Origin of the sequence: Lysobacter arenosi, assembly GCF_016613475.2 — a bacterium.
Taxonomy (GTDB): Bacteria; Pseudomonadota; Gammaproteobacteria; order Xanthomonadales; family Xanthomonadaceae; genus Lysobacter_J; species Lysobacter_J arenosi.
In genome coordinates this window covers 3,352,901-3,379,219 of the sequence record NZ_CP071517.1, presented here as the reverse complement: position 1 = coordinate 3,379,219, position 26,319 = coordinate 3,352,901, and the positions used below count along the sequence as shown (strand labels likewise).

Annotated in this window: 27 protein-coding genes and 1 pseudogene; 11 read left to right on the top strand and 17 right to left on the bottom strand. The window is 64.3% G+C overall.

Annotated features, from left to right (window positions below):
• Nucleotides 1-151 precede the first annotated feature (151 nt).
• Entirely contained in the window at nucleotides 152-2,899 is a 2,748-nt protein-coding gene (locus HIV01_RS15500) for a TonB-dependent receptor (RefSeq protein ID WP_207527006.1), read from the top strand.
• Between the two features lie 97 nt (nucleotides 2,900-2,996).
• Here the strand turns inward: HIV01_RS15500 and yihA are convergent, their stop codons facing one another.
• Nucleotides 2,997-3,617, bottom strand: coding sequence for a ribosome biogenesis GTP-binding protein YihA/YsxC (yihA, locus tag HIV01_RS15495; protein WP_200609112.1), 621 nt, complete (start codon nucleotides 3,615-3,617; stop codon nucleotides 2,997-2,999).
• A 217-nt stretch (nucleotides 3,618-3,834) separates the two neighbouring features.
• On the opposite strand from yihA, the gene HIV01_RS15490 reads away from it, so the two are divergent.
• The 4 genes from HIV01_RS15490 to HIV01_RS15475 all read left to right on the top strand — a co-directional run bounded on the left by HIV01_RS15490 (nucleotide 3,835) and on the right by HIV01_RS15475 (nucleotide 7,257).
• Nucleotides 3,835-4,716, top strand: a complete 882-nt coding sequence (locus HIV01_RS15490; protein WP_207527005.1) for a c-type cytochrome — start codon at nucleotides 3,835-3,837, stop codon at nucleotides 4,714-4,716.
• A gap of 151 nt (nucleotides 4,717-4,867) precedes the next feature.
• On the top strand, nucleotides 4,868-5,527 hold the full coding sequence (locus HIV01_RS15485; RefSeq protein ID WP_200609116.1) for a thiol:disulfide interchange protein DsbA/DsbL: 660 nt from the start codon (nucleotides 4,868-4,870) through the stop codon (nucleotides 5,525-5,527).
• Nucleotides 5,528-5,654: 127 nt separating this feature from the next.
• Nucleotides 5,655-6,479 (top strand): thiol:disulfide interchange protein DsbA/DsbL, encoded by an 825-nt coding sequence (locus HIV01_RS15480; protein ID WP_200609117.1) that lies wholly within the window; start codon nucleotides 5,655-5,657, stop codon nucleotides 6,477-6,479.
• A 19-nt stretch (nucleotides 6,480-6,498) separates the two neighbouring features.
• Nucleotides 6,499-7,257: an endonuclease/exonuclease/phosphatase family protein gene (locus tag HIV01_RS15475; RefSeq protein WP_200609119.1), complete on the top strand. Its 759-nt coding sequence runs from the start codon at nucleotides 6,499-6,501 to the stop codon at nucleotides 7,255-7,257.
• Between the two features lie 34 nt (nucleotides 7,258-7,291).
• Here the strand turns inward: HIV01_RS15475 and HIV01_RS15470 are convergent, their stop codons facing one another.
• Both HIV01_RS15470 and HIV01_RS15465 read right to left on the bottom strand, forming a co-directional pair.
• On the bottom strand, nucleotides 7,292-7,990 hold the full coding sequence (locus HIV01_RS15470; protein ID WP_200609121.1) for a hypothetical protein: 699 nt from the start codon (nucleotides 7,988-7,990) through the stop codon (nucleotides 7,292-7,294).
• A gap of 63 nt (nucleotides 7,991-8,053) precedes the next feature.
• Nucleotides 8,054-8,437 (bottom strand): YbjQ family protein, encoded by a 384-nt coding sequence (locus tag HIV01_RS15465; protein ID WP_200609123.1) that lies wholly within the window; start codon nucleotides 8,435-8,437, stop codon nucleotides 8,054-8,056.
• Between the two features lie 44 nt (nucleotides 8,438-8,481).
• Here HIV01_RS15465 and HIV01_RS15460 point away from each other — a divergent pair, with 44 nt between their 5' ends.
• The 6 genes and pseudogenes from HIV01_RS15460 (at nucleotide 8,482) to HIV01_RS15430 (ending at nucleotide 15,755) form a co-directional block, all read left to right on the top strand.
• Nucleotides 8,482-9,162 carry a DUF7010 family protein gene (locus tag HIV01_RS15460; protein ID WP_425600237.1) on the top strand — a complete coding sequence of 227 codons (681 nt, stop codon included), beginning with the start codon at nucleotides 8,482-8,484 and terminating at the stop codon, nucleotides 9,160-9,162.
• 138 nt (nucleotides 9,163-9,300) lie between these two features.
• Nucleotides 9,301-11,634: pseudogene (locus tag HIV01_RS15455) on the top strand (nitric-oxide reductase large subunit).
• A 429-nt stretch (nucleotides 11,635-12,063) separates the two neighbouring features.
• Nucleotides 12,064-12,219 (top strand): hypothetical protein, encoded by a 156-nt coding sequence (locus HIV01_RS15450; protein WP_200609127.1) that lies wholly within the window; start codon nucleotides 12,064-12,066, stop codon nucleotides 12,217-12,219.
• A 19-nt stretch (nucleotides 12,220-12,238) separates the two neighbouring features.
• Complete coding sequence (gene nirK / locus HIV01_RS15445) at nucleotides 12,239-13,756, top strand: copper-containing nitrite reductase (protein WP_200609129.1); 1,518 nt, start codon at nucleotides 12,239-12,241, stop codon at nucleotides 13,754-13,756.
• Between the two features lie 40 nt (nucleotides 13,757-13,796).
• Nucleotides 13,797-15,143, top strand: coding sequence for an SUMF1/EgtB/PvdO family nonheme iron enzyme (locus HIV01_RS18190; RefSeq protein ID WP_245156831.1), 1,347 nt, complete (start codon nucleotides 13,797-13,799; stop codon nucleotides 15,141-15,143).
• Between the two features lie 60 nt (nucleotides 15,144-15,203).
• On the top strand, nucleotides 15,204-15,755 hold the full coding sequence (locus HIV01_RS15430; protein WP_245156830.1) for a sugar O-acetyltransferase: 552 nt from the start codon (nucleotides 15,204-15,206) through the stop codon (nucleotides 15,753-15,755).
• Nucleotides 15,756-15,776: 21 nt separating this feature from the next.
• Here HIV01_RS15430 and HIV01_RS15425 read toward each other — a convergent pair whose 3' ends face one another.
• The 14 genes from HIV01_RS15425 to HIV01_RS15360 form a co-directional block, all read right to left on the bottom strand.
• Nucleotides 15,777-16,262, bottom strand: coding sequence for a hypothetical protein (locus HIV01_RS15425; protein WP_200609136.1), 486 nt, complete (start codon nucleotides 16,260-16,262; stop codon nucleotides 15,777-15,779).
• 125 nt (nucleotides 16,263-16,387) lie between these two features.
• The gene (locus HIV01_RS15420; protein ID WP_200609138.1) at nucleotides 16,388-16,993 is read right to left on the bottom strand and encodes a hypothetical protein; all 606 of its coding nucleotides are present in this window, start codon (nucleotides 16,991-16,993) and stop codon (nucleotides 16,388-16,390) included.
• Between the two features lie 73 nt (nucleotides 16,994-17,066).
• Nucleotides 17,067-17,696 (bottom strand): hypothetical protein, encoded by a 630-nt coding sequence (locus HIV01_RS15415; RefSeq protein WP_200609141.1) that lies wholly within the window; start codon nucleotides 17,694-17,696, stop codon nucleotides 17,067-17,069.
• 167 nt (nucleotides 17,697-17,863) lie between these two features.
• Nucleotides 17,864-18,118, bottom strand: coding sequence for a hypothetical protein (locus tag HIV01_RS15410; protein ID WP_207527004.1), 255 nt, complete (start codon nucleotides 18,116-18,118; stop codon nucleotides 17,864-17,866).
• Nucleotides 18,119-18,240: 122 nt separating this feature from the next.
• Nucleotides 18,241-18,849: a hypothetical protein gene (locus tag HIV01_RS15405; RefSeq protein WP_207527003.1), complete on the bottom strand. Its 609-nt coding sequence runs from the start codon at nucleotides 18,847-18,849 to the stop codon at nucleotides 18,241-18,243.
• Between the two features lie 820 nt (nucleotides 18,850-19,669).
• Entirely contained in the window at nucleotides 19,670-20,062 is a 393-nt protein-coding gene (locus tag HIV01_RS15400; protein WP_200609147.1) for a hypothetical protein, read from the bottom strand.
• 364 nt (nucleotides 20,063-20,426) lie between these two features.
• Entirely contained in the window at nucleotides 20,427-20,903 is a 477-nt protein-coding gene (locus HIV01_RS15395; RefSeq protein WP_200609149.1) for a YbbD-related protein, read from the bottom strand.
• An 82-nt stretch (nucleotides 20,904-20,985) separates the two neighbouring features.
• Nucleotides 20,986-21,435, bottom strand: a complete 450-nt coding sequence (locus tag HIV01_RS15390; protein WP_200609151.1) for a hypothetical protein — start codon at nucleotides 21,433-21,435, stop codon at nucleotides 20,986-20,988.
• A gap of 97 nt (nucleotides 21,436-21,532) precedes the next feature.
• A complete protein-coding gene (locus HIV01_RS15385; RefSeq protein WP_207527002.1) occupies nucleotides 21,533-21,910 on the bottom strand; it encodes a hypothetical protein in 378 nt (125 codons plus the stop codon).
• 178 nt (nucleotides 21,911-22,088) lie between these two features.
• Nucleotides 22,089-22,445 carry a hypothetical protein gene (locus tag HIV01_RS15380; RefSeq protein WP_200609154.1) on the bottom strand — a complete coding sequence of 119 codons (357 nt, stop codon included), beginning with the start codon at nucleotides 22,443-22,445 and terminating at the stop codon, nucleotides 22,089-22,091.
• Between the two features lie 60 nt (nucleotides 22,446-22,505).
• Complete coding sequence (locus tag HIV01_RS15375) at nucleotides 22,506-22,865, bottom strand: hypothetical protein (protein ID WP_200609157.1); 360 nt, start codon at nucleotides 22,863-22,865, stop codon at nucleotides 22,506-22,508.
• 161 nt (nucleotides 22,866-23,026) lie between these two features.
• On the bottom strand, nucleotides 23,027-23,602 hold the full coding sequence (locus tag HIV01_RS15370) for an SCO family protein (protein ID WP_200609159.1): 576 nt from the start codon (nucleotides 23,600-23,602) through the stop codon (nucleotides 23,027-23,029).
• A 2-nt stretch (nucleotides 23,603-23,604) separates the two neighbouring features.
• Nucleotides 23,605-24,750, bottom strand: coding sequence for a hypothetical protein (locus tag HIV01_RS15365; RefSeq protein WP_200609161.1), 1,146 nt, complete (start codon nucleotides 24,748-24,750; stop codon nucleotides 23,605-23,607).
• Entirely contained in the window at nucleotides 24,747-26,303 is a 1,557-nt protein-coding gene (locus HIV01_RS15360; RefSeq protein WP_245156829.1) for a multicopper oxidase family protein, read from the bottom strand. The genes HIV01_RS15365 and HIV01_RS15360 overlap by 4 nt, the downstream gene beginning before the upstream one ends.
• Nucleotides 26,304-26,319: the final 16 nt, after the last annotated feature.

Here is a 26,319-nt window from a genome sequence, read left to right as displayed (position 1 = left end):
TGTGCAGTGATGCCTGCGTCTACCATCGCGCTACGTTCTGGAACGGTCTTTCATATTGCCAATCCTGGCGCGCGGGCTTCGACGATCGGCGGCGCAATCGCCGCGACGTACGCAAGCCGACTATAAAAATCACTATGCAGTGGGAGGGGAGATGCAACTCAAGCGCAATCTGCTGAGCGTGGCACTGGCATCGGCGACGATGCTGATCGCCGCAGGCGCCCAGGCGCAGGAAACGAGCCAGCCGGGTACGCCTGGCCAGGACGCCACGACGCTGGACTCGGTGGTGGTCACCGGTATCCGCGCCGGTATCGAAAGTTCCATCTCGACCAAGAAGGATTCGACCTCGATCGTCGAAGCCATCTCGGCCGAGGACATCGGCAAGCTGCCTGACATCAGCATCGCCGAATCCATCGCCCGCCTGCCGGGCCTGGCCGCCCAGCGCGTGGCCGGCCGCGCGCAGGTCATCAGCGTCCGCGGCCTGTCGCCCGACTTCGCCACCACGCTGCTCAACGGCCGCGAAGTGGTCAGCACCGGCGACAACCGCAGCGTCGAGTTCGACCAGTACCCGTCGGAGCTGTTCAACGGCGTGACCGTGTACAAGACCCCCGATGCAAGCCTGGTCGGCGAGGGTCTGTCGGCCACCATCGACATGCAGACCGTGCGTCCGCTGAGCTACAGCGAGCCGGTCGCGGTCTTCGGTGCGCGCTACCAGAAGAACTCGCTGGGTTCGGCCGCCGACAGCGACGGCGACGGCAACCGCGTCAACGCCAGCTACATCGGCCAGTTCCTCGACAACACCCTGGGCATCTCGATCGGTTACTCGCACCTCGAGACGCCGATCCAGGAAGAGCAGGTCGGCCTGTACGAGCCGTGGTCGGCCGTTGGCGCCGGCGCGCGCCCGGGCGTGCCTGCGGGCACGTTCTACTCCGACGGCATCAAGGCCCTGCGCCGCACCGGCTACGCCGAACGCGACGGCATCATGGCCACCGTGCAGTACCGCCCGTCCAACGCCTGGACCAGCACGCTCGACGTGTTCCACACCGAGGCTGAGCAGGTCGACACGGCCAACCAGTTCGAAGTGCACATCGGCGGATACAACGGCAACTACACCCCGGGCCTGAACATCACCGGCGCGCAGGTCAATGGCAACAACACCTTCGTCGGCGGCGCCGCCAGCGGCGTGTACCCGCTGGTCCGCGGCATGTACAACAAGCGCGAAGACGAGATCAACGCGTTCGGCTGGAACAACGACTTCGCCGTGGGCAATGCCCGCGTCAACGCCGACCTCAGCTACTCCAAGGCCAGCCGCGACGAGCTGAACCTGGAAAACAACACCCAGCGCCTGCCCGCGCCGCAGCTCGACACGGTCAACCTGGGCTTCAGCAACAGCGACTTCTCGCAGCTGAACCCGGGCCTGGACTACTCCAACCCGGGCAACCTGTACCTGACCAACACCATCTACGGTTCGGGCTACGGCAAGGTTCCCAGCGTCGAAGACGAGCTCAAGGGTGCACGCGTCGTCGTCTCGCTGCCGGCTCCGGCTGCCACGAGCTGGCTGTCGAACATCGACATCGGCCTGAACTACGCCGATCGCGAGAAGCAGAAGACCCAGCCCGAGGGCAACATCAACCTCGGCGCGCAGGGCGATACGACGATCGCGTCGGACCTGCAGTTCGACCCGGTCAACCTCGGCTTCGCTGGCGTCGGTTACATCCCGTCGTGGAATGTCCCGGGCGCGGTCGGTCGTTACATGACCTTCAATCCGGTGTCCGACCTGTCGTACCTGGTGTCGAAGGCCTGGACGGTCAACGAGAAGATCACCACCGGCTACGTGCAGGCCGACATCGACACCGAATGGGGTTCGGTCGGTGTCCGCGGCAACGTCGGCGTGCAGATCCAGCACACCGACCAGTCGTCGAATGCGAACTACTGGGATGGCACCGCCAACGGTGGCGCCGGTGCGGCCAAGCCGTTCGAAGACGGCACGACCTATACCGACGTGCTGCCGAGCCTGAACCTGGCGTTCTCGTTCGAGCATGACCAGACCCTGCGCTTCGCCCTGGCCCGCCAGGTGGCCCGCGCACGCGTGGACGACCTGCGTGCCTCGCTCGAGTTCGGCGTCGACACCTCGACCGGCAAGCCCGGCGCGAGCGGCGGCAACCCGCGCCTGGATCCGTGGCGTGCCAACGCGTTCGACATCTCCTACGAGAAGTACTTCGGCGACAACCGCGCCTACGTTGCGGCCGCGTACTTCTACAAGGACCTGCGCAGCTACATCTACAAGCAGACGCAGGACAACTACGACTTCAGCAGCTTCGTCGCCGACTACGTGCCGCCGCCGGGTGGCGTGCCGGCCCAGACCACGGGCAACTTCACTGCGCCGTACAACGGCGAGGGCGGCATGCTGCAGGGCCTGGAGCTGAGTGCGTCGCTGCCGCTGGACATGCTGTGGGAGCCGCTGCAGGGCTTCGGCATCGTCGCCAACGCCAGCTTCAACGACAGCGACATCGAGATCGTCGATCCGGACAGCGCGAGCAGCGTCGGCTCGAACCCGATCACGCTGCCGGGCCTTTCGGACGAGGTGTACAGCTTCACGGCGTATTTCGAGCGCGGCGGTTTCGAGGCGCGCGTGAGCCAGCGCTGGCGTTCGGACTTCATCGGCGAGATCGGCAACTTCAACGGCAACCGCACGCTGCGTTACGTGGTGGGCGACGACCAGCTTGATGCGCAGATCAGCTACGAGTTCGGCGAAGGCACGATGTCGGGCCTGAGCCTGTACCTGCAGGGCAGCAACCTGACCAACTCGCCGTACCAGACCTACGCCAGCAGCAAGGATCGTCCGCTCGAGTACATCGAGTGGGGCCGCACCTACCTGGTGGGCGCGTCGTACAAGTTCTGATCCCCCTCCCGGGCTGAAGAACGAACCCCCGCCGGAGCGATCCGGCGGGGGTTTTTTATTGCCTGTCATCCCGGCGGATGCCGGGACGACGGGAATCTCAGAGGCCCAGCCAGCCGGCGACCACGGCGCGCGCCTCGTCGACGCCCTGCTTGGACTCGCCCGAGAAGGTCTGCACGCTGACCGTGTCGCCGAAGGCACTGAACAGATCGCGCCTGACCGCGTGCAGCGTCTGCGTCTGCTGCCCGCGCCCGAGCTTGTCGGCCTTGGTCAGCAGCGCATGCGCCGGCAGCCCGCGGTTGACCGCATAACCGAGCATCTGCCGGTCGTACTCGCGCAGCGGATGGCGGATGTCCATCACCACCACCAGGCCCTTGAGCGACTCGCGGGTCTGGAAGTACTGGTGGATAAAGGCCTGCCAGTGCGCCTGCAGGTCCTGCGGCACCTTGGCGTAGCCGTAGCCGGGCAGGTCGACCAGGTAGTTGCCGGGGATCGGCTCCTCGCTGGGCGGGGTGATGTCGAAATAGACCAGCTGCTGGGTCCGGCCGGGGGTCTTGGAGACCCGCGCCATCGCGTTCTGCTGGCACAACGCATTGAGCGCGCTGGACTTGCCGGCATTGGAGCGGCCGGCGAAGGCGACCTCGGTCCCGCCCTCGGGCGGCAGCTGCTTGTGGTTATGCGCCGCCAGCAGGTAGCGGGCGCGAACAAAGGGATTGGCCATGCCATAGGATCGCATGGCGACGCCCCCGACCGCCGGAATTGCCACCCGAAGCCGCGATCCAGGCCCATGCAAAAGGCCGAAAACACAGCAAAACGCCTGACTCGGGCAGTTCACACGCTTAATCCGCGTTGACCCGACCGGGAGCGGCGACGATAATTCCGCGGTTCCGGCGTCCGCAATCCTGGGCGCCTCTTAAAGTGTTTCGGAGCCCAGCTACATGAGCCAAGCCCGCGTCCTCGGCATGATCGGCCTCGCCGCAATGGCGGCCGCTGCCGTCGCCTACGCCCAGACCACCGTTACCCCGGTCCCGGACAACGCTCCGGTCCAGGCCGCTGCGCTGAACACCGCGCCGGAAAAGGTCGTCTGGGGTGACGCCAAGGCTGGCGCGACCAAGGCCGGCACCTGCGCCGCCTGCCACGGCCTGGACGGCAACCCGACCGATCCGCAGTACCCGCGCGTGGCCGGCCAGAGCGAGCGCTACCTCGCCCACCAGATCGCCCTGTTCAAGAGCGGCGAGCGCAACACCGGCATGGCGGCGGTCATGAAGCCGTTCGCCGACGCCCTCAGTGCCCAGGACGCGCGCGACATCGGCGCCTACTTCGCCACCCAGAAGGCTGGCGCCGGCGTCGCCGACGACACCGTCATCGCGACCGGCCCGAACTCGGGCAAGAAGTTCTTCGAAGTCGGCCAGCAGCTGTTCCGCTCGGGCGACAAGGACCGCGGCATCCCGGCCTGCATGGCTTGCCACGGCCCCGACGGCGCCGGCAACCCGGGCCCGGCCTACCCGCACATCGCGGGCCAGCAGTCGGCCTACACCCAGCGCCGCCTCGAGGAATACCGCACGGGCACCACCACCCAGCGCGATGCCCACCTGTTCAACGTGATGGCCACCGTCGCCAAGCAGCTGAGCGACGAGGAAATCGGCTCGCTGTCGAGCTACCTGCAGGGCCTGCACCCGAGCCACGACGACCTGGCCGCGGCCAAGTCGCCGGCACCGGCCGCAGCAGCCCCGGCACCGGCTCCGGCAGCCCCGGCGGCGACCCCCGCTCCGGCGCCTGCCCCGACCCAGGAGCCGGCGGCACCCGCCACCGGTTCATAAAGGCGGAACTTTCGCCGGTGACCCACGGTCACAGCGATCATCTCCTCCTGTTGTTCGCTTGCGCCGGTCGTGTCCACACGACCGGCGTTTTGTTTTCCGGGAGGCGCGATCCGCCTCCTTCCCATCGCCAGCCCTGACGAGACCACGATCGATGAGCCGCCGTCCGTTCCTGCAGTCACTGCTTCTGCTTGCCCTGCTGCCTGCCGCGGCGCTGGTCTCCGGCGCGATGGCCGCCAATCCCGCACCCGCGCTGGTCGAGGGCACCGATTACGAGGTCATCGCCGGCGGCAAGCCATTTGCGCCGGTCAAGGGCAAGGTCGAGGTGGTCGAGGTGTTCGGCTACACCTGCCCGCACTGCGCGCACTTCCAGCCGCAGATCGCCAAATGGCAGGCCCAGAACGCCAAGCAGGTCAGCTTCGTGCCGATGGCGGCGCCGTTCGGCGGCTTCTGGACGCCCTACGCCAAGGCTTTCTATGCCGCCCAGGAGCTGGGCGTGGCCACCCGCAGCCATGACGCGATGTTCCTGGCGCTGCACACCGATGGCACCCTGCCGCTGCGCAACCCGTCGGTCGACGAGATCGCCGCGTTCTATTCGCGCTATGGCGTCGACGCGCAGCGCTTCGCCAGCACCTACGACAGCCCGCAGGTGCAGGCGCGCATGGACAAGGCCGAGCAGTTCATCCGCACCAGTGGCGTGGAAGGCACGCCGATGCTGGTCGTGAATGGCAAGTACCGCATCCTCGGCCGCAGCTTCGACGACACCCTGCGCATCGCCGACCAGCTGGTCGCGCGCGAACGCGCGACTCGCTGACTGCGCACCCGCCATACCGGTCGGCCCCGGCGGCCGGTATTCTTGCGACAACACCTCTTGATGGCCCGGACGCATTCGTGCGCCGGCCACACCTTCCAGCAATAGCCACCTGCGGAGAATTCGATCCATGACCTCGCGCCTGCCCCACCTTGCCGTGGTTCTGACCGGCCTGCTCGCCCTGTCCGCCTGCTCCAAGCAGGCCCCGGCACCGGCCGACACCGCCGCTCCGGCTGCTCCGGCTGCCACCACTGAAGCTCCCGCCGAGACGGCACCCGCCGCTCCGGCACCGACCGAAACCGCGCCAGCCGAAACGCCTGCTCCGGCGGCGCCGGCAGCAGCTGCCACGCCGCCGCAGGGCCCGGCCCCGGTCGCGGGCACCGATTACGTCGAGATCGCCGGCGGCCAGACCTACGAGCCCACCAGCGGCAAGATCGAGGTCATCGAAGTGTTCGGCTACACCTGCCCGCACTGCGCGCATTTCGAGCCGCTGGTCGAGGCCTGGAAGGCCAAGCAGCCGGCTGACGTGAAGTTCGTCGCGCTGGCCGCGCCGTTCGGCGGTTACTGGATGCCGTACGCCAAGGCGTTCTACACCGCGCAGGCGATGGGCGTGCTCGACAAGACCCACGAGGCGATGTTCAACGCCATCCACGTCGACCACACCCTGCCGGTGCAGCCGCTGCCGACCGACGCCCAGATCGCCGGCTTCTACGCCAAGTACGGCGTCGACCCCAAGCAGTTCGAAAGCACCATGAGCAGCTTCGCGGTCGATGCCAAGCTCAAGCGCGCCGGCAACTTCATCGCCCGCGCCGGCGTCGACTCGACTCCGTCGCTGGTGGTCAACGGCAAGTACAAGGTCGTCGGCAAGAGCTTCGAGGACAGCCTGCGCATCGCCGACCACCTGGTCGCGCAGGAGCGCGCCAAGTCCGCTGCCCCGGCCCCGGCCGGCGGCTGACCTGGCGACCCTGCCCCGAATGGAGACGCGCCGGCTCCGCCTGCTAAGCGCCAACATCCAGGCGGGGTCGAGCACGCGCGGCTATCACGACTACGTCGCGCGCAGCTGGTCGCACGTGCTGCCGGCCGGCAACAAGCGCGGCAGCCTCGACACGATCGCGCAGTTGGCCGGCGAACACGACATCGTCGGCCTCAACGAAAGTGACCCCGGCAGCCTGCGCTCCGGGTTCACCAACCAGACCCACTACCTGGCTCAGCGCGGCGGCTTCGACTACTGGAGCCACCAGCCCAACCGCCGCGTCGGCGGTGTCGCTTCCAGCGCCAACGGCCTGCTGAGCCGGCTGGAACCGCGCGAAGTCATCGACCACCCACTGCCCGGCCGCATCTCCGGCCGCGGCGTGCTGCTGGCGCGTTATGGCGAAGGCGACGCCGCCTTGCTGGTCGCGGTGGCACATCTCTCGCTCGGTGCCACTTCGCGCGCCGCGCAGCTTGGTTTCATCGCCGAACTGCTGCACGACCACCCGCACGCGGTGTTGATGGGCGACTTCAACTGCTCGATCGACCGCCCGGAAATGCAGGCGCTGTTCCGCAGCACCCGCCTGCAACCACCCGAGGGCGACGTACCGACCTTCCCGAGCTGGCGCCCGCAGCGCGCGATCGACCACATCCTGGTCGGCGACGGCCTGCGCACATCAAATGCACGCGCATTGCCGGCGGCGCAGTCGGACCATCTCGCGCTGTCGATCCAACTGGATGTGCCGGACAGCGCATTGCGCTGATGGTGGCCGGCTAGCGTCGCCTGCCGAGCGCCCGCTATGGCGCAGCAGCGGACGACTTCCGGGTGATGCGCGCAAGCACGACCCCCGTGATACCAAGAACCAGTGCGTATGCCGGCCAGAAGTAGAGGTACCAGAGCCAGTCGATCGCGCCGCCGGTTCCGCGCTTGAATCCCAACGGCGGCTCGGCGACCAGGGTGACGCTCTCACCCCTGATTGCATCACCGACTTCCAATACCGAGACCTCCAGCGCTGACCGGCCCGCGGGAATCGACCTGGAGGCAAGCAAGGGCGGCCAACGGAACGTCCGGGCATCACCGTCGTCGACGAATCGCACCAGATCCCGGTGCACCAGACCCTCGCTGCGCCCACCGTCCGGGAGGGCCTCGAAAATCTGCGCCTGCGCTTGGTCGACAACGCGAAGCTTGACCGTTTCACCAGGGTTCCCGAATCGCAACGAGCCGTCTTTGCGGATGGGACGCCACTCTCCCAACTCGGGCCGCGAGCGCCAATATCCCATCGGAGGATGCGCCTGCGCCGGGTCTTCAAACTCCATCGACAGGCGCGGCGCATCCGGCGCGAGACGGAGAACCACCATCGAGACTTGTGCGCCTGGAACGAGGTCGATGCGCGCTCGCACAGTGGTCGACGCGATGTGCAGTGCAGCCATGCCCAGGAGCATCAATGCACAGAGGCCTGCGAAGACAGCCCAGGCAATTCTCAACGGCAACGACATCTGTGGCCTCCATGCGCCTGCATCAACTGGCCAGCGAGCTGGCTCGTACCATCCCGGTTGTTGTCAGGTGTCCTTCGGCTCGACCACCACCGCCGTGCCGTAGCAAAGCACTTCGGTCAGCCCTGCCATCAGCTCGGTGGCGTCATAGCGGACAGCAATGATTGCATTGGCGCCAAGCTGCCTGGCGTGCTGCACCATGTCGCGATAGGTCTCGTGACGGGCCTGCTCGCAAAGCTCGGTGTAGATGGTGATGTTGCCGCCGAAAATGGTCTGCAACCCGCCAAGGAAGTTGCCGACGATCGAGCGGGACCTCACCGTTATGCCGCGCACGAGGCCAAGGTTGCGAACTGTCCGATAGCCAGGCAGGTCGAGCGCCGTCGTGACCATCGTGTCATTCAGGAGTGACGGCGCCGATCGGATCGCGGAAGAGTTGTATGGGTCAGTCATCCTTCTTCCTGCTGGTGGGCGGCTGGTCATGACCGTGATTATGCATGTGGACCTGGTCGTCGCCAGATGCTCCCGGGTGTCGGACTCGATTATCCTCTCGGCCGCCGTCCACCATTTTCCAATCCTGGAGAAAGACGCCAATGGACTCACTGGCTGCACTGCGCACGGATTTCGAAACGAGGAGCAACCGCTCCATGTCGATGCCCATCGCGGGAATGATCGCCTGGGCAGTGATTGGCATCGCAGGATTGCTGTTTCCGCTGAAGATGGCGGTGACCATACTCATCCTCGGGGTTAGCGTGATCTTTCCGCTGGCGCTTCCGATCGCGAGGATGCGCAACGAGCAGCTGACATCCCGGGCCAACCCCCTGGCGCGGCTGATGGGCGCAAGCGTGTTGATGGTCAACCTGCTGTGGGCGTTGCACATCCCGCTATACCTGAAAGCGCCCTCATTCGTCCCGTTGAGCGTCGGGATCGGCCTGGGACTGCATTGGATCGTGTACTCCTGGATCATCGACCACCCTCTCGGATACCGGCACGCCATCGGTCGCACCGTCGGCCTGGTAGCAGCCTGGTTTGCGTTCCCGTCCAACCCGGTAACCGCCTGCGCTGCAGTGGTGGTGGCGGCCTACGTGGTCACGCTGGTGGAGATGGCACGTCGCACGCCAAGCCTGTCGTCGGAAGTCTCCGTGGCGACGCAAGTTCCGCATCACCGCATCCAGTGACGCGGGCTCGGCCAGGGGCGTCCACGCAATCCTAACGCCTACATCGTAAGGTGGCGGGCGGAGCAGCTTGGCCAATGTGTCTGGCACGGCGAGCAGAGTTGGCACGTGGATCCACGGCGCCCTCTGCAGGAGGCTTGCATGAGCAGTGCTCGAAAGCTGTGGCTGGGCCTGGCGGTCCTGCTTGTCGCATCGTTCTCGGTGCTGCTGTGGGCCGGCAGCGAGATATTCCGCGCAGCGCCTCCCGTCCCGGAGAAGGTTGTTGCCGACGGCGGCCAGGTCCTCTACACGCGAGCAGACATCGAGAAGGGCCGTCAGGTATGGCAGTCCATCGGCGGCATGCAACTCGGGTCGATCTGGGGCCACGGAGGCTATGTCGCACCGGACTGGAGTGCAGACTGGCTGCACCGTGAAGCCACCACCATCCTGGACCTGTGGGCGCGTGCCGATAGCGGCATGGCCACCTACGCGCAACTGCCTGCGGAAGAGCAGGCCGCATTGCAGGGGCGCCTGCAGGCGCAGATGCGCAAGAACACCTACGACCCGGCTACGAAGACGGTCACGCTGACGCAGGACCGCATCGCCGCGATCTCGAACGTGGCGGCCCACTACGAAAGCCTGTTCGGCTCCGATCCTGCGACGCTGGATCTGCGCAAGGCGTATGCGATGAAGCAGGACACGGTGCCCGATGCGGAGCACCGGCGGGCCCTCACCGCGTTCTTCTGGTGGACTGCCTGGGCGGCAACGACCGAGCGCCCCAATGAAGCCGGCGACGCGATGGTTCCGGATCAGCCCGGCGTGATGTCCAAGCAGGTCACCTACACCAACAACTGGCCCAGCGAGCCTCTGGTAGGCAATACACCACCAGCGCCGCTGTGGGTGTGGTCGGCTTTCAGCGTGCTGTTCCTGATCCTGGGCATCGGGCTGCTCGGCTGGCACCACGCGGTCTCCCATGACAAGGACGAGCCGGCGCATACCGTTCCCGCCACCGATCCGTTTGCCACGTTGCGCGTCACGCCGTCGATGCGAGCGGTGGCCAAGTACTTCTGGGTCGTGCTGGCATTGTTCCTTGTCCAGATCCTGCTTGGCGCCATCACCGCGCACTACCAGGTGGAAGGTCAGGACGCCTACGGATTTGCGCTGTCCGAAGTCTTGCCATACTCGCTGTCGCGGACCTGGCACACGCAGCTGGCCGTGCTCTGGATTGCGGTGGCATGGCTTGGCACGGGGCTCTACATCGCGCCGGCCTTGTCCGGCCACGAACCGAAGTACCAGCGTTTCGGCGTGAACTTCCTGTTTGTGTAGCTGCTGGTCATCGTCGTTGGATCCTTCACTGGCCAGTGGCTGGCGGTGATGCAGAAGCTGGGACTCGAACGCAACTTCTGGTTCGGCCACCAGGGCTGGGAATACGCCGACATGGGCCGCTTCTGGCAGTGGTATCTGTTCGTCGGACTGTTGCTGTGGGTCGGTCTGGTCGGAAGGGCGTTGTGGCCGGTGCTTCGCGACAAGACCAATGAGTCGCGCCACATCATCGGCCTGTTGTTCATGTCGACGGCGGCCATCGGCCTGTTCTTCGCTTCGGCATTGATGTGGGGAGAGCACACTCACATCTCCGAAGTGGAGTACTGGCGCTGGTGGTTGGTGCACCTGTGGGTCGAAGGCTTCTTCGAGGTCTTCGCGACGGCGGTGATGGCGCTGATCTTTACCCGCCTGGGTCTCATCAGAACTTCTACGGCGACAGTGGCAGTGCTGTTCGCCACGATCGTGTTCATGGCCGGCGGCGTGCTCGGCACGCTGCATCACCTGTACTTCGTCGGGACACCAACCGCGGTGGTGGCCCTGGGTGCCAGTTTCAGCGCGTTGGAAGTGGTGCCATTGGCCTACCTTGGATTCGAGGCGTACCACACCTACAAGCTGGGACAGTCCACGCCGTGGATGGTGCGCTATCGCTGGCCGGTGCTGTTCTTCATCTCGGTGTCGTTCTGGAACCTGGTGGGTGCCGGCCTGTTCGGCTTCCTGATCAATCCGCCGCTCTCGCTGTATTACATGCAGGGACTCAACCTGACGCCCCTGCACGGTCATACCGCCCTGTTCGGCGTGTACGGCATGCTGGGCATCGCCCTGGTGCTGTTCTGCCTGCGCGGGCTGCGCGGCCAGATGCGCTGGAACAACGGGGCGCTCAGGACTGCGTTCTGGTGCCTGAACATCGGACTGGCCCTGATGGCCCTGCTGACCCTGTTGCCGCTGGGCACCATGCAACTGCTCGCCGCAATCGAGCACGGCTACGCCTACGCGCGCTCTGCGGAGTTCATGCAGAAACCAATTGTTTCGATGCTGGTCTGGATGCGCGTCCCCGGCGACACGATCTTCAGCGTCGGCGCCGTGGCCTTGGCCTGGTTCGTGCTGCGTCTGTGGATCGCGCCGAAGCCCGACACGGCACTGTCCGGAGAAGGCGAGCCCGCCGACCGCGGTTGATGGCCTTGGCGGCAGGCGGTGATCACCGCCTGCCGCTCCCGAAGTCTGTTTGCTCCTGCGTGGCGCTCAGCGCCGATGGCAAACCCCTCAGAGGCAGCGATGGTCGAGTTCTACCCTCAGATCAAGCATTTCCACATCGTTGTCGCCGTGCTCAGCGGCGCGGTGTTCGCGACTCGCGCGCATCATCCGCTAGGTTCGTTGCAGGCGTGGCTGCCATGAGCAGGACGATTCCCCGCCCCGACGCAGTCCTGCAGCGTCAAAAGTACGTTACGGCAAGACCGCCTGCCCGGCATGCCCTTGATCTATGTCAACTGGCCGCGCGATTGGTCCCAGCCACTCGTGGGGGATTGACCAGGATCAGTATCCAGCGCCCGGGGCGGGAACAGACTGGCCCCGCACTCACATGTGGATACCGTCTGGAGCCGTAGCATGAAATCCGTCAGCGCTCGTCACACCACCCTCTCGTTTGCCCTGATCCTCGTCGCGATGGCCGCCGCCGTATCGATCGCCTACGGCAGGTACGGACAGGTGGCCCATGAAGCCACCACGCAGTCACCGCCGCCGACGATGTCCACGCCCTTCTGAACGATCAAAGGAGTCGGAAATGAAGGCAGTGCATTCACAATCGTTGGTCGTTGCAATCGCGTTTGCTGCACTGGCCCTCGGCGGCTGTCGGGACAAGCCGGTTGAAGCCGGCAAGACCGAGGAGGCCGCTGACAGCGGCGGCTCGCGCAAGGGTGATTTCGGTCCGCCGCAAGGCAAGCCCGTGGATGCAGTGCTGACTGCTCCGCCGAACGTGCCGCCGCCGACGGGACGCACCGCGCCGGCCAAGGTCATCGTCAAACTCGACGTGATCGAGAAGGAGATGCCGATCTCCGAAGGTGTCACCTACACCTTCTGGACCTTCGGCGGCACGGTGCCCGGCAGCTTCATCCGCGTCCGCCAGGGCGACACGGTCGAGTTCCATTTGCGGAACCTGCCGGAGTCGAAGATGCCGCACAACATCGACCTGCACGGGGTAACCGGCCCCGGCGGCGGCGCTGCTTCCAGCTTCACCGCACCCGGCCATTCGTCCCGATTCACCTTCAAGGCACTCAACGCAGGCTTGTACGTCTACCACTGCGCCACCGCGCCGGTGGGCATGCACGTCGCCAACGGAATGTACGGGCTGATCCTTGTCGAGCCGCCCGAGGGCATGCCGGCGGTCAACCGCGAGTACTACGTGATGCAGGGCGACTTCTACACGACTGGCAAGTACCGCGAGAAGGGCCATCAGCCATTCGACATGGAGAAGGCCATCATCGAGCAGCCCACCTACGTGCTGTTCAACGGCAACGAAGGCGCGCTCACCGGCGACAAGGCCCTGAAGGCCAATGTCGGCGAGACGGTGCGCCTTTATGTCGGCAATGGCGGTCCCAACCTCGTGTCGAGCTTCCACGTCATCGGCGAGATCTTCGACAAGGTCTGGTTCGAGGGCGGCACCCGGTTCCAGGAGAACGTGCAGACCACGCTCATTCCTGCCGGCGGCGCGGCGATGATGGACTTCCATCTCGAGGTGCCCGGCAGCTACGTGCTGGTCGATCATTCGATCTTCCGCGCGTTCAACAAGGGCGCACTGGCCATCCTCAAGGCCGATGGCCAGGAGAACAAGGCGATCTACTCCGGCAAGGAGGTCGACTACGTCTACCTTGGCGACCGTGCAGCGTCGAACATGCAGGCCGTGGCCACCGCGGCCGCGTCGGCCAAGACCGGGGATCTGTCGGTGGAGCAGCAGATCGAGGCCGGCAAGGCCCTGTTCGCCGGCACGTGCTCGACCTGCCACCAGCCCGAAGGACAGGGCATGCCAGGCGTCTTCCCACCGCTGGCCAAGTCGGACTACATCGCCGCCGATCCCAAGCGCGTGCCGAGCGTGATCCTGCATGGCCTGGTTGGAGCGGTGAAGGTCAACGGCCAGGACTACAACTCCAACATGCCACCGATGAGCCAGCTGACCGACGACGAGGTCGCCAACATTTCGACCTACGTGCTCAACAGCTGGGGCAATCCGGGCGGCCGCGTGACAAGCGCGGAGGCGGCCCAGGTTCGCCAGGCGAAGCCAGCCAACGCTTCGGAAGGCCATTGATGCGATGCGCCGACTAGTTCTCACCGCGCTGCTGATCGCCGTGCCGCTGGCGACGCTGGCCGGCAGCGCGGCGATGTACGCGGGCTTGCCCGGTGGCGTGTTCAAGTCGGTGTTGAAGTACGAGGATGCAAAGCAGGGGGTGCGCATTGCGCCGTTCGCGTTGATGCGCAGGCCTGTCACGAATGCCGAATTCCTGGCATTCGTGACAGCCAACCCGCAGTGGCGGCGCGACCAGGTCGCCAGCGTACTGGCCGAACCGCGCTACCTGTCGCATTGGGAATCGGCGACGTCGCTGGGTCCTCGCGCCTTGCCGCAGCAGCCGGTCACGCAGGTCAGCTGGTTTGCCGCGAGTGCCTACTGCGAATCGCTCGACGCCCGCCTGCCGACGTGGTCGGAGTGGGAGTACGCGGCGGCGGCGGACGAGACGCGTCGCGACGCGCGTCGGGATCCGGCGTGGCGCGAGCGCATCCTGACGTGGTACTCCACGCCATCCAACAAGCCACTGCAGCGGGCTGGACTGCAGATGCCCAATGCCTACGGAATCCAGGACCTGCATGGCCTGGTCTGGGAATGGACCGAGGACTACTCCTCGCTGCTGGTGTCAGCCGACAACCGTGACCAAGGGCGACCCGGACAAGACACAGTTCTGTGGGGCTGGCGCGCTCTCGGTGGACGATCGCGAAAACTATGCGGTGATGATGCGCGTGGCGATGCTCTCGTCGCTGGGCGGGCGCGACACCACCGCCAACCTTGGATTCCGATGCGCGAGGAGCCAGCCATGAAGCCCGTTTCCCTGTTGTTGACCGCGCTGCTCGCGGCAACCATGACCGCCATCGCCAGTCCGGCGACCACCGCCTTGCCCAAGGACTCTGTCTACCAGCTGCCGGTGCGGCTGACAGACCAGTCCGGGAAGACCTGGGCCTGGAGCGCGCGTCGCGGCCGGCCACAGATCGTGGCGATGTTCTACACGTCCTGCCAGTACATCTGCCCGCTGATTGTTGACAGTGGCAAGGCCGTGGAGCGCACGTTGACGCCTGGCGAGCGCGCGAACATGGGCATTCTGCTCGTCAGCATGGATCCTGCCCGCGATACGCCCGACGCGCTGACGGCGGTGGTCAAGAAGCGGGGACTGGACACTCGCCAATGGACGCTCGCGAGTCCAGCCCCCTCCCAGGTGCGCGACGTCGCGAATGTCCTTGGTGTGCGTTTTCGCAAGCTGGAGGACGGCGAGTTCAACCACACCAGCGCATTGATCCTGCTAGATGCGGACGGTCGCGTGGTGGCACGCACGGAACAGGTGGGCAGCAAGGCGGATCCCGAGTTCCTGCAGGAGGTACGCAGGGTGTCGCACGAGGGTCCAGGTGCCGTGAGACCTCAAGGGCGTTGAGAACGGCCTGCTTCCGCGATCGTCTTGCGCACATCCCCGTCGCTGCCCCCTGGAGAACAGATGTCGCAGCCCACCGAAAAGCAGAAGATGCTTGCTGGGGCGCTATACAACGCCAGCTCGCCCGAGATCCAGGCGGACCAGGCGGCAACACGCGCCTGGCTGGCAAGGTACAACGCCGGCCTCGCGCACGCCCCCTCCGCATGGCACCGCCTATTGCAGGAACGCTTGGCCCAGGTCGGCGAAGGCGCCGTCATCCGCCCGCCTTTCCACTGTGATTACGGCTTCAACATCGGCGTGGGCGCAGGCGTATTCCTGAACTTCAACTGCGTCATTCTCGATGTCGTCGAAGTCACCATCGGTGACTTGACCCAGATCGGTCCGGGCGTGCAGATACTGACTGCAGACCATCCCCGCAACCCGGACGAGCGTGCCAGTGGTTTGGAGTTTGGCCGGCCTGTCCGGATCGGTCGCAATGTATGGATCGGCGCGGGTGCCATCATCCTTCCCGGTGTCTGCGTTGCCGACGACGCGATCATCGGCGCTGGCAGCGTCGTGACCCGCGACGTACCTGCCGGTGCGACCGTGCTGGGCAATCCTGCGCGCCTCAAGTAATCGATGATGGGGCTACCGGACTCAGGGACCAGCTCCGAACAACTCGATGCCCCGCAGGGTCCCTATTCCATCGGAATGCCTCGTCGGTTCGGAGGCAAATGAGAACGTACCGGCAATGTAGATTGGGCGAGGCGCCCCTTCGGGATTACCGGCCGCCAGATGACGCTGTATACCGGGAAGCTGTTGAGCGTCATCAACAACCACGGTCGCGATCAACTCAGCATTTTGCAGGGAGTCGGCCGAGGGGAAAAGCACGACTCGCTTGCTTTCAGAGGGCTGGGCCCATGCGAGCATCTTGATCCGCTTCTGGTCGTAACGCTCGGGATATGCGAGCAGTTGGACATAGGTGACTGCGCAGAGAAGTCGCGCCGGATCATTCCCCACCATCACGCAGTCACGTTGCCGCGGCCGCTCGATCTTCGCGCCGTCCACAGAAGGATCTTGCGCACGGCATCCGGCTACCGCAATCACTACGAACAGAACGCAGGCGGACTGCTTGGTTGCCATGACTTGGAGCCCCTTCTTGCGAAGACATCTTTGGGTCGGAAGCGCACGCTAGCATCGGGTTCGGCCAGGATGAAGCATTCCGGCCCCGAGCGAGGCGAATGTCCGCTTTGGGTCGGAAACGGACGTTAACGCGCGGGAGGCCACAAGTACTTGCACCAGTACTCGATCATGCCGAATGGGATGAGAACCACAAACCGAAGCATCCATCCAGCCGCACCGCCATTCTCAAGGTGCCTGTTGCCAAGCGCGTGCCAGCAGAATGTGGCAATGGCACCTAGTTGCAGGAAAAAGACGGGCCAGATTGGGTGGTCGGGTGTGGCCCGGTCGCCGAATGCCCACACGCGAGCCAACATCGCCAGCACCATCAGGGTGGGCGCGACGGCGAGTGCCAACGACCCCCAACGGAGCGACGCCTGAACTACGCGGCGCTGAGGAACGGTGCCGGCTTGCATGAATTGTGAGGCATCCAGCCGGCACCAGAAGACCAGCGTGTACCTGCCAAGATCAATCGATTCCCAATCTGCGGATTCATGGATTGGCATGTCAAGGTTGATGGTCTTGAGGTCGACATGTGCAGGAAAGTCGGACAGAACAATGTCCGCCGCATCCTGGCCCAGGCCATGGGTGACCTGAAACAGAGGAAAGCCACTGACTGTTCGTGTGGCGCCGACGTGAAAATCGTGGCGGCCGAGCAGCACATCACCCTCAAAGAGAGCCAAGTCAACGTGCATGGACTGTCCCTTGATGCCCAACCACGCGATAGACGGACCCTTAGCACCAGCTCGACGCCAGCCTCAGGCAAGTCTACTTCGCCGCGCCGACGTCCGACGACCTGTCGTCCGGGTCGTATCCATGATCGGCCTTGATCCATTCCCGCGCCGTCTCATCAGGATCGATACGCCAGGCCATCTCGGATTCCGTAACCATGCATCCGCTGTCCACTGGCGTGGCAACTACCCTCAGGCCATTCCCTTTCTCTTGTCGCCCAACAAGTAGCGTGCTGCCACCGAGGCTCTGCGGAGTCCCCCACTCGTCACCTTCGTAGCGGGCCAACACCTTGGCGCAGGTCTGCTTCCAATGCCTGGACTCGGTCCAGTAGAGCGTGCAGTACCCGCTGGCATCCGGCCCGACGACCCACTGAAGATGCGACTCGTCTCCGTTGGGATACTTGGTCACATAGATTCCCGCGGATGGCCTGTTCGCCTCCGCGCCTATCGGGTACGTCGTGAAGCCGTCCCTGTCCCGATCTCCCAGAGCATGAACGATCAGATCTTCGAGGTTATAGCGGCAGGTCGTAGCCCCCCTGGCGACGGCCTCGTCGACAATCTGCGTGTCTGCCCTCCCCGCTGGATACGTCTTCAGATCGTCACTTGTGAATCCGGCCGCAAACGGCAATGCCAGCCAGACGATTGCCAGTCTCTTGCACAACTTCATTTGTGGCTCCCCAAGGCCGCATGGGCCAGCTTCGGCTTCCCTGTAGCCAAGCATAAAGCGCTCGGGCTATAGATAAGGGGGTCCGCGGCTTTGCCCGTGTCCGCTACCGGCCAGATGCGGTCACTCCGAGACCGTAACAAACCGCCCCGGGAGGCTCCCCAGAGTTGCTAGGCCTCCCCGGACGACCTACGAAAGCAAAGGCAGGCAATCGCTATACCGCACCCTGTGAGATACACGCCCACGCCGTACAGCACTGAAATTGCTGCCCAGTACTGAAGAGGTTGATGAACAACCAGATAGTCGAGCTTCCCGAAGCTTCGGCTCGCGACGTGGAATGCACCGGAATCGATGAACTTCTGGGTTGCAAGAACCGCACCCACGCCGAGCGCTGCAAAGAGAACGAAGCCGGCAACAAAGGCCATGGGGCGGTGCCTGCGGGGCCTGAACGAAGGCAAGAGGCGCCTGGCAATGAGCGCGGATAGCGGCAGGAGCGCAATCCACATTGCCGAGCTGATCAGGCTTTCCATCGGCGCCAGTGTCGCGGTCAGTCGACCATAGCGGCGAACAAGCGATCCGCGGTCGCACCATCCATCGGCCAGGCTTCCCCGGCGGGCGCCACGCGCACCAACTCTGTTCGGCCGCAACCGCGGTATGTCCAGGTTTCTTCACCGTTCGGCGTTGGCGCCACGTCGATTGCGTCCAGGCGCGAGCATTTCAGTGCAGCAAGGACCATGGGCGCAAAGTTGTCCAGGTGCCACTGGACCTTGTCCGCGGGCACCGCAGTAGCGACCGGTGACGGATAGGCAACGTCGTAGTCCTTGAGCAAGGCGATACAGGTCGCGGCGGCCGACAGTACATTGCGATCAAATGCCTTGAAAGCGCTGGTGTCGGTGTCTTTCGCCAGCCTCTTGCCGTCCTTGCTTTTTGCATACACCTCGGCGGCCTGTAGCTGTGCTGCGTAAGCCACCGCCAACCATTTGCCGCGGGCATCCAGTAGCTGCGGTTTCAGGCCCGGCAACTTCTTCTGGCAGCGGTCCGAAAGCGCCTGCATGCGCACGAACGCCTGCAACTGCTCGTCATTCAGCGGCGCCAGATCAGCCGCTGAGGCCTGCGCCGAGAAGAAGGCGGCGGCGATACCAAAACTGAACTCCATCCACCTGCGCATCCTGCACCCCATGGAGAATTGGTCGGCGGACGCTATCACGGACGCACCGCGCTCCGGTAGTCACCCTGGCGGCCGCCCGGGAGGGGTCGCTGTCGGCCAGAAGCGGACGTCCTTCGCTAGAAGTCCATCCCTGTATCTTTGGCGAGATTCTCGCGCCGGCGCGACATCGCATCGCGCTCAAACTCCTTAGGGTCAAGTCGGGCGAGCGCGCAACCGGCCCCATGCGCATCAAGGTTCACTACCGCCCCCTGTAGCAACAGAAAGGTTGGACGCCGAGCCGGTCTCGCACTCTTTGTGAAGTAAGCGGCTTCATGTCCACGCAAGACCACGGCTTCACCGCCTCTCGCGCGAGCAGCCCCCTCGAGCTTCTCGAATGCCTTGCGGTAGCTGACGGAACTCGGCTCCATTCCAGTGCGCAGGTTTGGCTCCCTATCTCCGAGCGTGATCGACACTTGCCCGAGCCGGTCTTTCACGCAGATTGGGGATGACTCCAGTACCTGCACATCAGACGATGCGCCGAACGCAGTTGGCGCCATCGCTACGATCAACAGCCCCACTACTGCAACTCGCCGCATTGCTATTCCCCAAATTGGCGCAACGCCAAACCTCATTTCGCACCTCTTGCTCACGAATCGAATGATGAACCGCAAGATCCGAGAGTGCTTCTCGACCGACGCCCCAGGCGAGCTTACCTTCGCCCTCGAATGACTGCTATGGGTCGAAAGCGGACGTTAACACCGCCCCCAGCGATGGATCTAGCCGAGCGTCCGCTTGCGGCCAGAAGCGGACGTACCCGTCGCGCTGGAACTCACTTCGCCCGTGCCCTTGTTGAGGCCTGATCGAGCTTGGACATCTCTGCCTCGGTCAAAAACCTGAGTCGTTCCACATGCTGTCCATTAAGGAAATCCAGCGAAGGCCCGTAGTCGTAACCAAACGCTTCTTCTGTGCGCGACATGCCGTGTACGCGAGCTATGTCGTACCCATCGCAAAAGTAAATGAGCGTGCCCCCGTCTGAGGGGGCGAACGGCGCCGGCGGGCACTCGGGGTGTCCGCCGGAGAGAATGGCTCTGTAGTTCACCCAGGCAGATTCGACAATCGATCTCTGCTCTCTAGTGAGTGTCGACAGTTCGATACCGAAATATTCGGTTCCGTCCGACACAATTTTGACGGAGCTCGGCAGGCGACGCTTTGAGGGGTTCATGGGCAATCCCGTCGTTGGGTTCTCGACGTAGTCCCCCACCTCCTGCTTATCTGACCGAGCCTGGCGATCAGGGGCCGGTGAGCATGCTGTCCCAAGGTATGCCGCGAGCATCGCGCCCAATGCTCGACAGCTCACGCGGATTGCCACTCCATCGAAAGACATCCGTTCCACTCTCTCTGGGGCCGCTTCGGGTCGGAAGCGGACGTTATCACCGGCCCAGCCACCCCAGGAAGTCCCGATGTCCGCTGTCGGCCAGGAGCGGACATCCCCAAGTAGCCATCTGCTCGCATGGCAGGCCTGCCATTGCAGGCCCGGCGCCTTCCGCAGAAGCCCCGGATCCGCTTCGCGCATCCGGGCCCCTGCGTCAGTTCACCCAGTACCAGACGGTCCCACTAGCGCGATTCACGGCGACGCCTGCCAGCGTCGGCTGCTGCGCATGATGCATTTCAGGGCAGGAACGCAAGCTCCATCCGCCGCGCGCCGCGGCGACCTCATTACCGGTAGTCAACTGAACTGGCCACCAGGGGGCGTTCCGCAACGTCCTTCTCTTGTTCGGTAACCCGGCCACCGTAGATGCGGTGCAGCGATCAAGCAGCTCGTCGATACCATCGCTGTCTGCGTTGAAGCGCATCCAGATCTCCGAAGTATCGATGACGTACGTTTCAAGGATCTTCGTTGCGGAGGCGGGCATCTCGCGAGGCAACCAACCGCGCTCGATGGCCCCACTCCGCATCGCGTCCGCATGCGCCTCGTAAGTATCCGTGCGCACGAAGTCGGCCCCGATCAGCGACCAACACCACAGCACGAAGCCCAGCAGAACCAACCATCCGATCACCTTCATGGTAGGCATTCAGTCACCGCGAGTGTGCAGAAAGAGATTGTCGACAGCGATGGTGCCCGCGTCCAACCAGGGACAGCGTGACTCAGGAATCGGCCCTCCGCCTCGGGATTACGGCATAGGCAGCGATGATGAGTCCAAGAACCAGCAGAATGCCGGCCGCGGCAGTGTGGCCAAGGTTCTCGCATGCTGCGTTGATGAGTCGACCGATCAGCTTCCTTCCGGGGTGACAAGCCTCCGGTCCGTCCATCAGATCAAGGGCCCACCAAACGCAGATGACGCCCCCGAACACAGCGACGGGGCGCGAATCCCAGAACTTCCTCCATTGCCTTCCTTGAAGGGGCTCACGTTCCACCGCGTGATCCTCGACCGCTGTGCCTTGCAGAGAGGTTTCCGCCGAAGCGGTGCTCAGCCGCTCGAACGCAACGCGGAGATTCGCGAAGTTCTTGGGGTACAGGTCTCTGTTAATGCCGACGAGCGCCTCCTCGAGTTCGAGAAGTGTGTACCTGGAGTAGTCGACATCGCCGTCTCTCATAGGTCGAGCTTCCTGCGACGGGTACACGAGCTGCAGGTATTCATTAACGACTGAATCCGAATGAGGCGCATCGGGACCTCACAGTGACTTGTCAGGACTAGAGCCGCTGATGCCGCAACCTCTCCCGACCTTCCAGCTTCCTGACGTCGCCCCACATCATGACCTTGTGGTCCAGATAGTAGAGGAGCGCCGCAAGTGGGAAGCATAGCGCCAGGTACAGGTAGCTGTTCGCATCGTCCTGCGCCGACATGCTTTGAAAGTATCCGAGGAATGGTTTGATCAGCAATGGCGTCAGCATGAACGACACCATGTAGTGGAGGCTGAAGATCATGTACCTGTAAACGATGCGTGCCACAACGTTTGGACTATCCACCGATTCGGTCGAAAGCAGAAATGCCGAAATGTAGAGGCGCACAAGAATGCCAAAGGCGCCTGCGGCAAATGTGTGCATCACGATTATTGCAAGTGGGCTCACGGATTCGGTCGTCCTGGGAAGGCGGCGATAGGTTGAAGCCGCCGACGGATGAGTGTCGAGCGCCGATCAAAGGAAGGGCCGTCAGGAGGCAGAACGACGGTGCCCTCTGGCACGAAGCAGGTGCTGCGTCTTCTCTCGCAGGCTGCCCCCTGAATTGCCAGGCACCGCCCGCGGAAAGCTAGTCATACCAGAAGCCCTCTTTGCCGAGCCAACCGCACAGTGCCCTGGTCGAGTCTCCCGCCTCAGCAGAGCTGGGCCCTAACTCTCGGCGGTCGGAATGAGCCTGCGTGAGCAGCACATGTCCTTGAATGATCTTCAGCTGGTTCAAGGCTGCGAAGTGGAACTCACCACCAAGTTCGTCGCTCTCGATCATGCCTCGGAGCTGGTCTGCAGCGGCAATTGCTTTTTCATGACTGATATCCGACTCAAGAATCCGCATGTCCGGTTCAATCTTGCTCTCGACGCCGGAGCATAGTGACGGCTCCGCCGTGATGCCTGCCGCGAGTGCGAACACCAGAGCGATCTGTAGGCTCATATGGGTAGCTGACACCTGGGTTAAGCCGCACCGCGGAGCGGTGTCGGCTTGGTTGAACTGTCAGGCGCGGGCCGCACGTTGGTACACAACGAACTTACGAGTGGCCGGCACCAGGAGGACTACGAGGAGTGAGCACATGAACACCCCGAGCCCAACTGCCAATCCAGCGGGGATAGTACTCGCCGCAAGAAGGGCGAATACGACTGCTGCCGAGGTGCAGATGACCATGAGCCAATAGGCGAAACCCGAGCCGCGCCAGAGGAACCAAGAGACGAGGAGCGTGACGCCAGTACCGACCACCTGACTCCAACGCAAGGTACCCGCCGCAAGGAGGAAGCCCTTGAGCAGCAGGTCGCCGAGGACCAAGACCGCAACGAACCCAGCCAGGTAGATGCGCCCGCGCTTTTCGATGGAATTCAAACTGCCCCCCCCCGAGCCTGACGCCTGATTCGGCCTGAGCTTATGCAAGCCGGGTCCGGCTAACAAGCCGGCGCATAGACGGACCCAGCGGGTAAGAGGCGTCCACTCCCATTCCGCGGCCGCCCATCAGACGGGCGGCCCGTGCATGATGCTCGCAGCAACTATTTAGCCGCGGTGGCGCCGGCCTGCTTCAGGTCGGCGCTGATGCGTTGCACTACCGTGGCCTCGTCGACGCTGCGACCGAAGTGATTCTGGTAGCGGCCCTTGCTGTCGAGCAGGAACATGAAAGTCGAGTGGTCCATCGTGTACTGCCCCTGCTTGCCGTACGGGACCTTCTTGCAGAACACGTGGTACTTGTCGGTGATGTCCTTGATCTGGGCCGGGGTGCCGGTCAGACCGACGAAGTCCTTTCCGAAGACGCCGACGTAGGGCCTCAGCCTTTCCGGCGTGTCGCGCTCCGGGTCGACCGTGACGAAGATCGGCGTCAACGCCACGCCGGTGGCCTGCTGGGCCTGCCGGGCAATGCGCGCCATCCGCGCCAGGTCGGTCGGGCAGACATCCGGGCATGACGCGAAACCGAAGTACATCAGCACCGGCTTGCCGTGGTAGGTCCGGTCGGTGACGGCGCGGCCGGACTGGTCGGTGAGCTTGAACGAACCACCGATGTCGGTCCGCGTCGCTGCCAGCAGCAGCGACGGCGCGAGCGCCGCGGCGACGATGAACGCGTGCATGCGCATGCTCAGTACGCTCCAGAGTAGGCCAGCTGCAATCCGTACAGGTCCGAGCGCTGCCCGGCTTCCTTCTGCGTCCCGGCCGACAAGCCGATGCTCAGCCGGCCGGTGATGTTGTAGGTCACGCTCAGCTCGTTGAGGTAATCGTGGCGGCCGGCACCGGCGATCGGCGGGCGCTTCTTGTCGGTGCGCGTGGCGCCCATCGACCAGGGGCCGTAGTCGACCGTGAGCGAAGTGGTCAGGTAACTGGTGTCGTTGCCCTGCACCGCGTTCTCGTTGTCCACGTCGGCGTATTCGATGAAGGGGACGATATCCAGGTAGTGGCCTCTGAGCGTCTCGCCCAGATCGGTGCTGGGCAGGCGTGCCCACATGTAGCGCGCCGAGACGATCCGCACCACTTCGTCGCCCGGCAAGGTACCGTCGTTCTGGCCCACGCCTTTCTGGTTGCGCATATAGCCGGCCTGCAGCTCGAGGAACGGCAGCGCCGGAATGCTGGTCCAGTTCAGCGCGACCGAGTAGGAATCGAGCTTGCCGGTGTTCGCCGGGCCGCCGTCGGAGCGTTGCGCGCGACCACCGCCGCGCAGGAAGGTGCGGCTCAGTTCGGTCGTGTCGAAGGTGTAGAGGCTGATGTCGGGCTCGATCAGGCCGAGTTTCTGGCTGAAGTGGCGGTATCCGAACGTTCCACCGAGCATTCCGCCCAGGTCATAGGCCGCCACGTAGTCGTTGGTGTAAAGCCCCGGCGCCTGGTCCATTGCCCGGCCGAACGGCACCTGGAACTTGCCGATCATCCAGGATGTGCGTGAGGTGAGCTTGTAGTAGTTCAACTCGTCGATCACCAGCCCGATGTCGCCGAACGTGCGCTTCTCGCCCGGGTTGGGCGGATCGGCCGGATTGATCTCGGTGGTCAGGCGGATCTGGTCGTCCGTGCTGAAGCGCAGGTAGAAGGACGTGGTGATGTCCGGATAGAAATCGGTGGTGTTGCGCGGGCCGCCATTGGTGTCGCCGTCGAGGCGGCTGAAGTCGTACTGCAGCTGTGCGCTGTAGTCCATGCCGAAGTTCGGGTACTGGCCGTCGTCGGCGCGCGCTTCCGGCGCAAGTCCGATCGATCCGCACAGCGTGCCCAGTACCAGGGCCCCTGCCCTTGCCCGGCTCATGGCGCACCTCCGGTCGGCCAGCTGCTCGGGTATGGAACCTTGAGGTCCTCACCGGTGTTCTTGAGGTAGCTGCACAACTGGTTCTCGCCATAGATGCCGCCCAGCGGCTCGAGCTTCAGCGCCTGCTCGTAGTCCTCGGGCTTGACCACCTGCACGACCTGCATCATGCCGCCGTCCTCGTGCTCGAGGATGTGGCAGTGGTAGACGAACTTGCCGAGCATGGTGGGATCGCGGAACGGGATGCGCACCGTGATCGACCCGGTCGCCGGGATGTACACGTTGTCGCGATAACCGATGAACGGCACCGGCTTGTCGTTGATCTGCGTGACCTGGAAGTCGGTCTGGTGGATATGGAACTGGTGCAGCTCCTGCGACGGGTTGTACAGCCGCCACTCCTCGAGATCGCCCAGCTTGACGGTGGTATTGACCCGGCCGTAATCGAAGCGGCGGCCGTTGATCAGGAAGGCATTGCCGTCGGTGGGCGAATCCTCGAACGCGAACTGCCGCGTCCGCGCGACCGGCTCCTTGCTGAGATCTTCCAGCTGCGGGTAGGCGCTGGCGATCCGTCGCGTCGACACGGGCGCGCCGCTGGAGCGCAGCACCGCCAACTGCGCGCCCTTGTACTGGTCGCCGGCGGGTCCGGTGTTGCCCGAACCGAGCTCCACAGCGTGGTCGCCCGCCTGCGGACCCACCACGAGGACACTGACCCGGGCGGAAGGGCCGATCAGCATTTCATCGGTCATGACCTCCTGGTTGACCGTGTTGCCGTCCTGCGAAAGGATCTGCACCGGCTGTCCTTTCACCCGCACGCGGAAATACTGGTTGGCCGAAATGTTGAGCAGGTGCCACAGCTGGGTTTCGCCCGGCTGGATCTCGATGATCGGCTGCTCCTGGCCGTTGACGGTGCGGATCGATGCGGCGGAGGTGATGATCTCGCTGGCCACCTTGCCGGTCGCGGTCTTCTGGAAATTGCGCAGCGCCAGCACTCGCTCCTGGATGCCCTTGAGCTCCGGGAACGGATCGAGCATGCCGTCGACGAGGATCGGTCCGGCGATGCCGGCTTCCACCTGACGCTGCGAGCCACCGTGGAAGTGCGAGTGGTACCAGTACGCGCCCGGACTGTGGTCGGGCGGAAGCTTGAGGTTGTAGACACCGACCTGGTGCGGCAGGGTCTCGCGGAAGATGTTGTCGCCTGCTTCCAGCGGAGACACCGTCATGCCGTGGAAATGCAGGTTGGTCTTCTCGTCCATCCCGTTGTCGAGGCGGATCGACATGACTCCGCCGGGACGCGTGCGGATCAGCGGTGCGTTGTAGTCGTCGTTGAAGACCAGTGAGGTGTAACGCTCGTTGCCGACGCTGACATGCGTCAGGGATGCCCGCAGGTCCGCATGCGTGACGCCATCGGCACCGTAGCTGAACTCCTTCGGCGCGCGCAGTGGCTCCGATGCCGTGCTTGCCTTGTGCTCGGTGGTACACCCTGCCGCCAACAGCAGCAGCGCGAACGCGGCAGCGAGGACACCGACACTGCTGCGGGCAGACGGCCGGCGATTCACGGGAACACTTCCTTGC

Excerpts from the sequence above, each read along its gene's own strand:
- HIV01_RS15430 (WP_245156830.1), top strand. The coding sequence starts at position 15,204 with ATGTCGCAGCCCACCGAAAAGCAGAAGATGCTTGCTGGGGCGCTATAC.
- HIV01_RS15420 (WP_200609138.1), bottom strand. The coding sequence starts at position 16,993 with ATGCACGTTGACTTGGCTCTCTTTGAGGGTGATGTGCTGCTCGGCCGC.
- HIV01_RS15415 (WP_200609141.1), bottom strand. The coding sequence starts at position 17,696 with ATGAAGTTGTGCAAGAGACTGGCAATCGTCTGGCTGGCATTGCCGTTT.
- yihA (WP_200609112.1), bottom strand. The coding sequence starts at position 3,617 with ATGGCCAATCCCTTTGTTCGCGCCCGCTACCTGCTGGCGGCGCATAAC.
- HIV01_RS15380 (WP_200609154.1), bottom strand. The coding sequence starts at position 22,445 with ATGAGCCTACAGATCGCTCTGGTGTTCGCACTCGCGGCAGGCATCACG.
- HIV01_RS15485 (WP_200609116.1), top strand. The coding sequence starts at position 4,868 with ATGAGCCGCCGTCCGTTCCTGCAGTCACTGCTTCTGCTTGCCCTGCTG.
- HIV01_RS15475 (WP_200609119.1), top strand. The coding sequence starts at position 6,499 with ATGGAGACGCGCCGGCTCCGCCTGCTAAGCGCCAACATCCAGGCGGGG.
- HIV01_RS15470 (WP_200609121.1), bottom strand. The coding sequence starts at position 7,990 with ATGTCGTTGCCGTTGAGAATTGCCTGGGCTGTCTTCGCAGGCCTCTGT.
- HIV01_RS15400 (WP_200609147.1), bottom strand. The coding sequence starts at position 20,062 with ATGAACCCCTCAAAGCGTCGCCTGCCGAGCTCCGTCAAAATTGTGTCG.
- HIV01_RS15425 (WP_200609136.1), bottom strand. The coding sequence starts at position 16,262 with ATGGCAACCAAGCAGTCCGCCTGCGTTCTGTTCGTAGTGATTGCGGTA.
- HIV01_RS15395 (WP_200609149.1), bottom strand. The coding sequence starts at position 20,903 with ATGAAGGTGATCGGATGGTTGGTTCTGCTGGGCTTCGTGCTGTGGTGT.
- HIV01_RS15365 (WP_200609161.1), bottom strand. The coding sequence starts at position 24,750 with ATGAGCCGGGCAAGGGCAGGGGCCCTGGTACTGGGCACGCTGTGCGGA.
- nirK (WP_200609129.1), top strand. The coding sequence starts at position 12,239 with ATGAAGGCAGTGCATTCACAATCGTTGGTCGTTGCAATCGCGTTTGCT.
- HIV01_RS15410 (WP_207527004.1), bottom strand. The coding sequence starts at position 18,118 with ATGGCCTTTGTTGCCGGCTTCGTTCTCTTTGCAGCGCTCGGCGTGGGT.
- HIV01_RS15465 (WP_200609123.1), bottom strand. The coding sequence starts at position 8,437 with ATGACTGACCCATACAACTCTTCCGCGATCCGATCGGCGCCGTCACTC.
- HIV01_RS15480 (WP_200609117.1), top strand. The coding sequence starts at position 5,655 with ATGACCTCGCGCCTGCCCCACCTTGCCGTGGTTCTGACCGGCCTGCTC.
- HIV01_RS15390 (WP_200609151.1), bottom strand. The coding sequence starts at position 21,435 with ATGAGAGACGGCGATGTCGACTACTCCAGGTACACACTTCTCGAACTC.
- HIV01_RS15500 (WP_207527006.1), top strand. The coding sequence starts at position 152 with ATGCAACTCAAGCGCAATCTGCTGAGCGTGGCACTGGCATCGGCGACG.
- HIV01_RS15370 (WP_200609159.1), bottom strand. The coding sequence starts at position 23,602 with ATGCGCATGCACGCGTTCATCGTCGCCGCGGCGCTCGCGCCGTCGCTG.
- HIV01_RS15490 (WP_207527005.1), top strand. The coding sequence starts at position 3,835 with ATGAGCCAAGCCCGCGTCCTCGGCATGATCGGCCTCGCCGCAATGGCG.
- HIV01_RS15450 (WP_200609127.1), top strand. The coding sequence starts at position 12,064 with ATGAAATCCGTCAGCGCTCGTCACACCACCCTCTCGTTTGCCCTGATC.
- HIV01_RS15405 (WP_207527003.1), bottom strand. The coding sequence starts at position 18,849 with ATGGAGTTCAGTTTTGGTATCGCCGCCGCCTTCTTCTCGGCGCAGGCC.
- HIV01_RS15460 (WP_425600237.1), top strand. The coding sequence starts at position 8,482 with ATGTGGACCTGGTCGTCGCCAGATGCTCCCGGGTGTCGGACTCGATTA.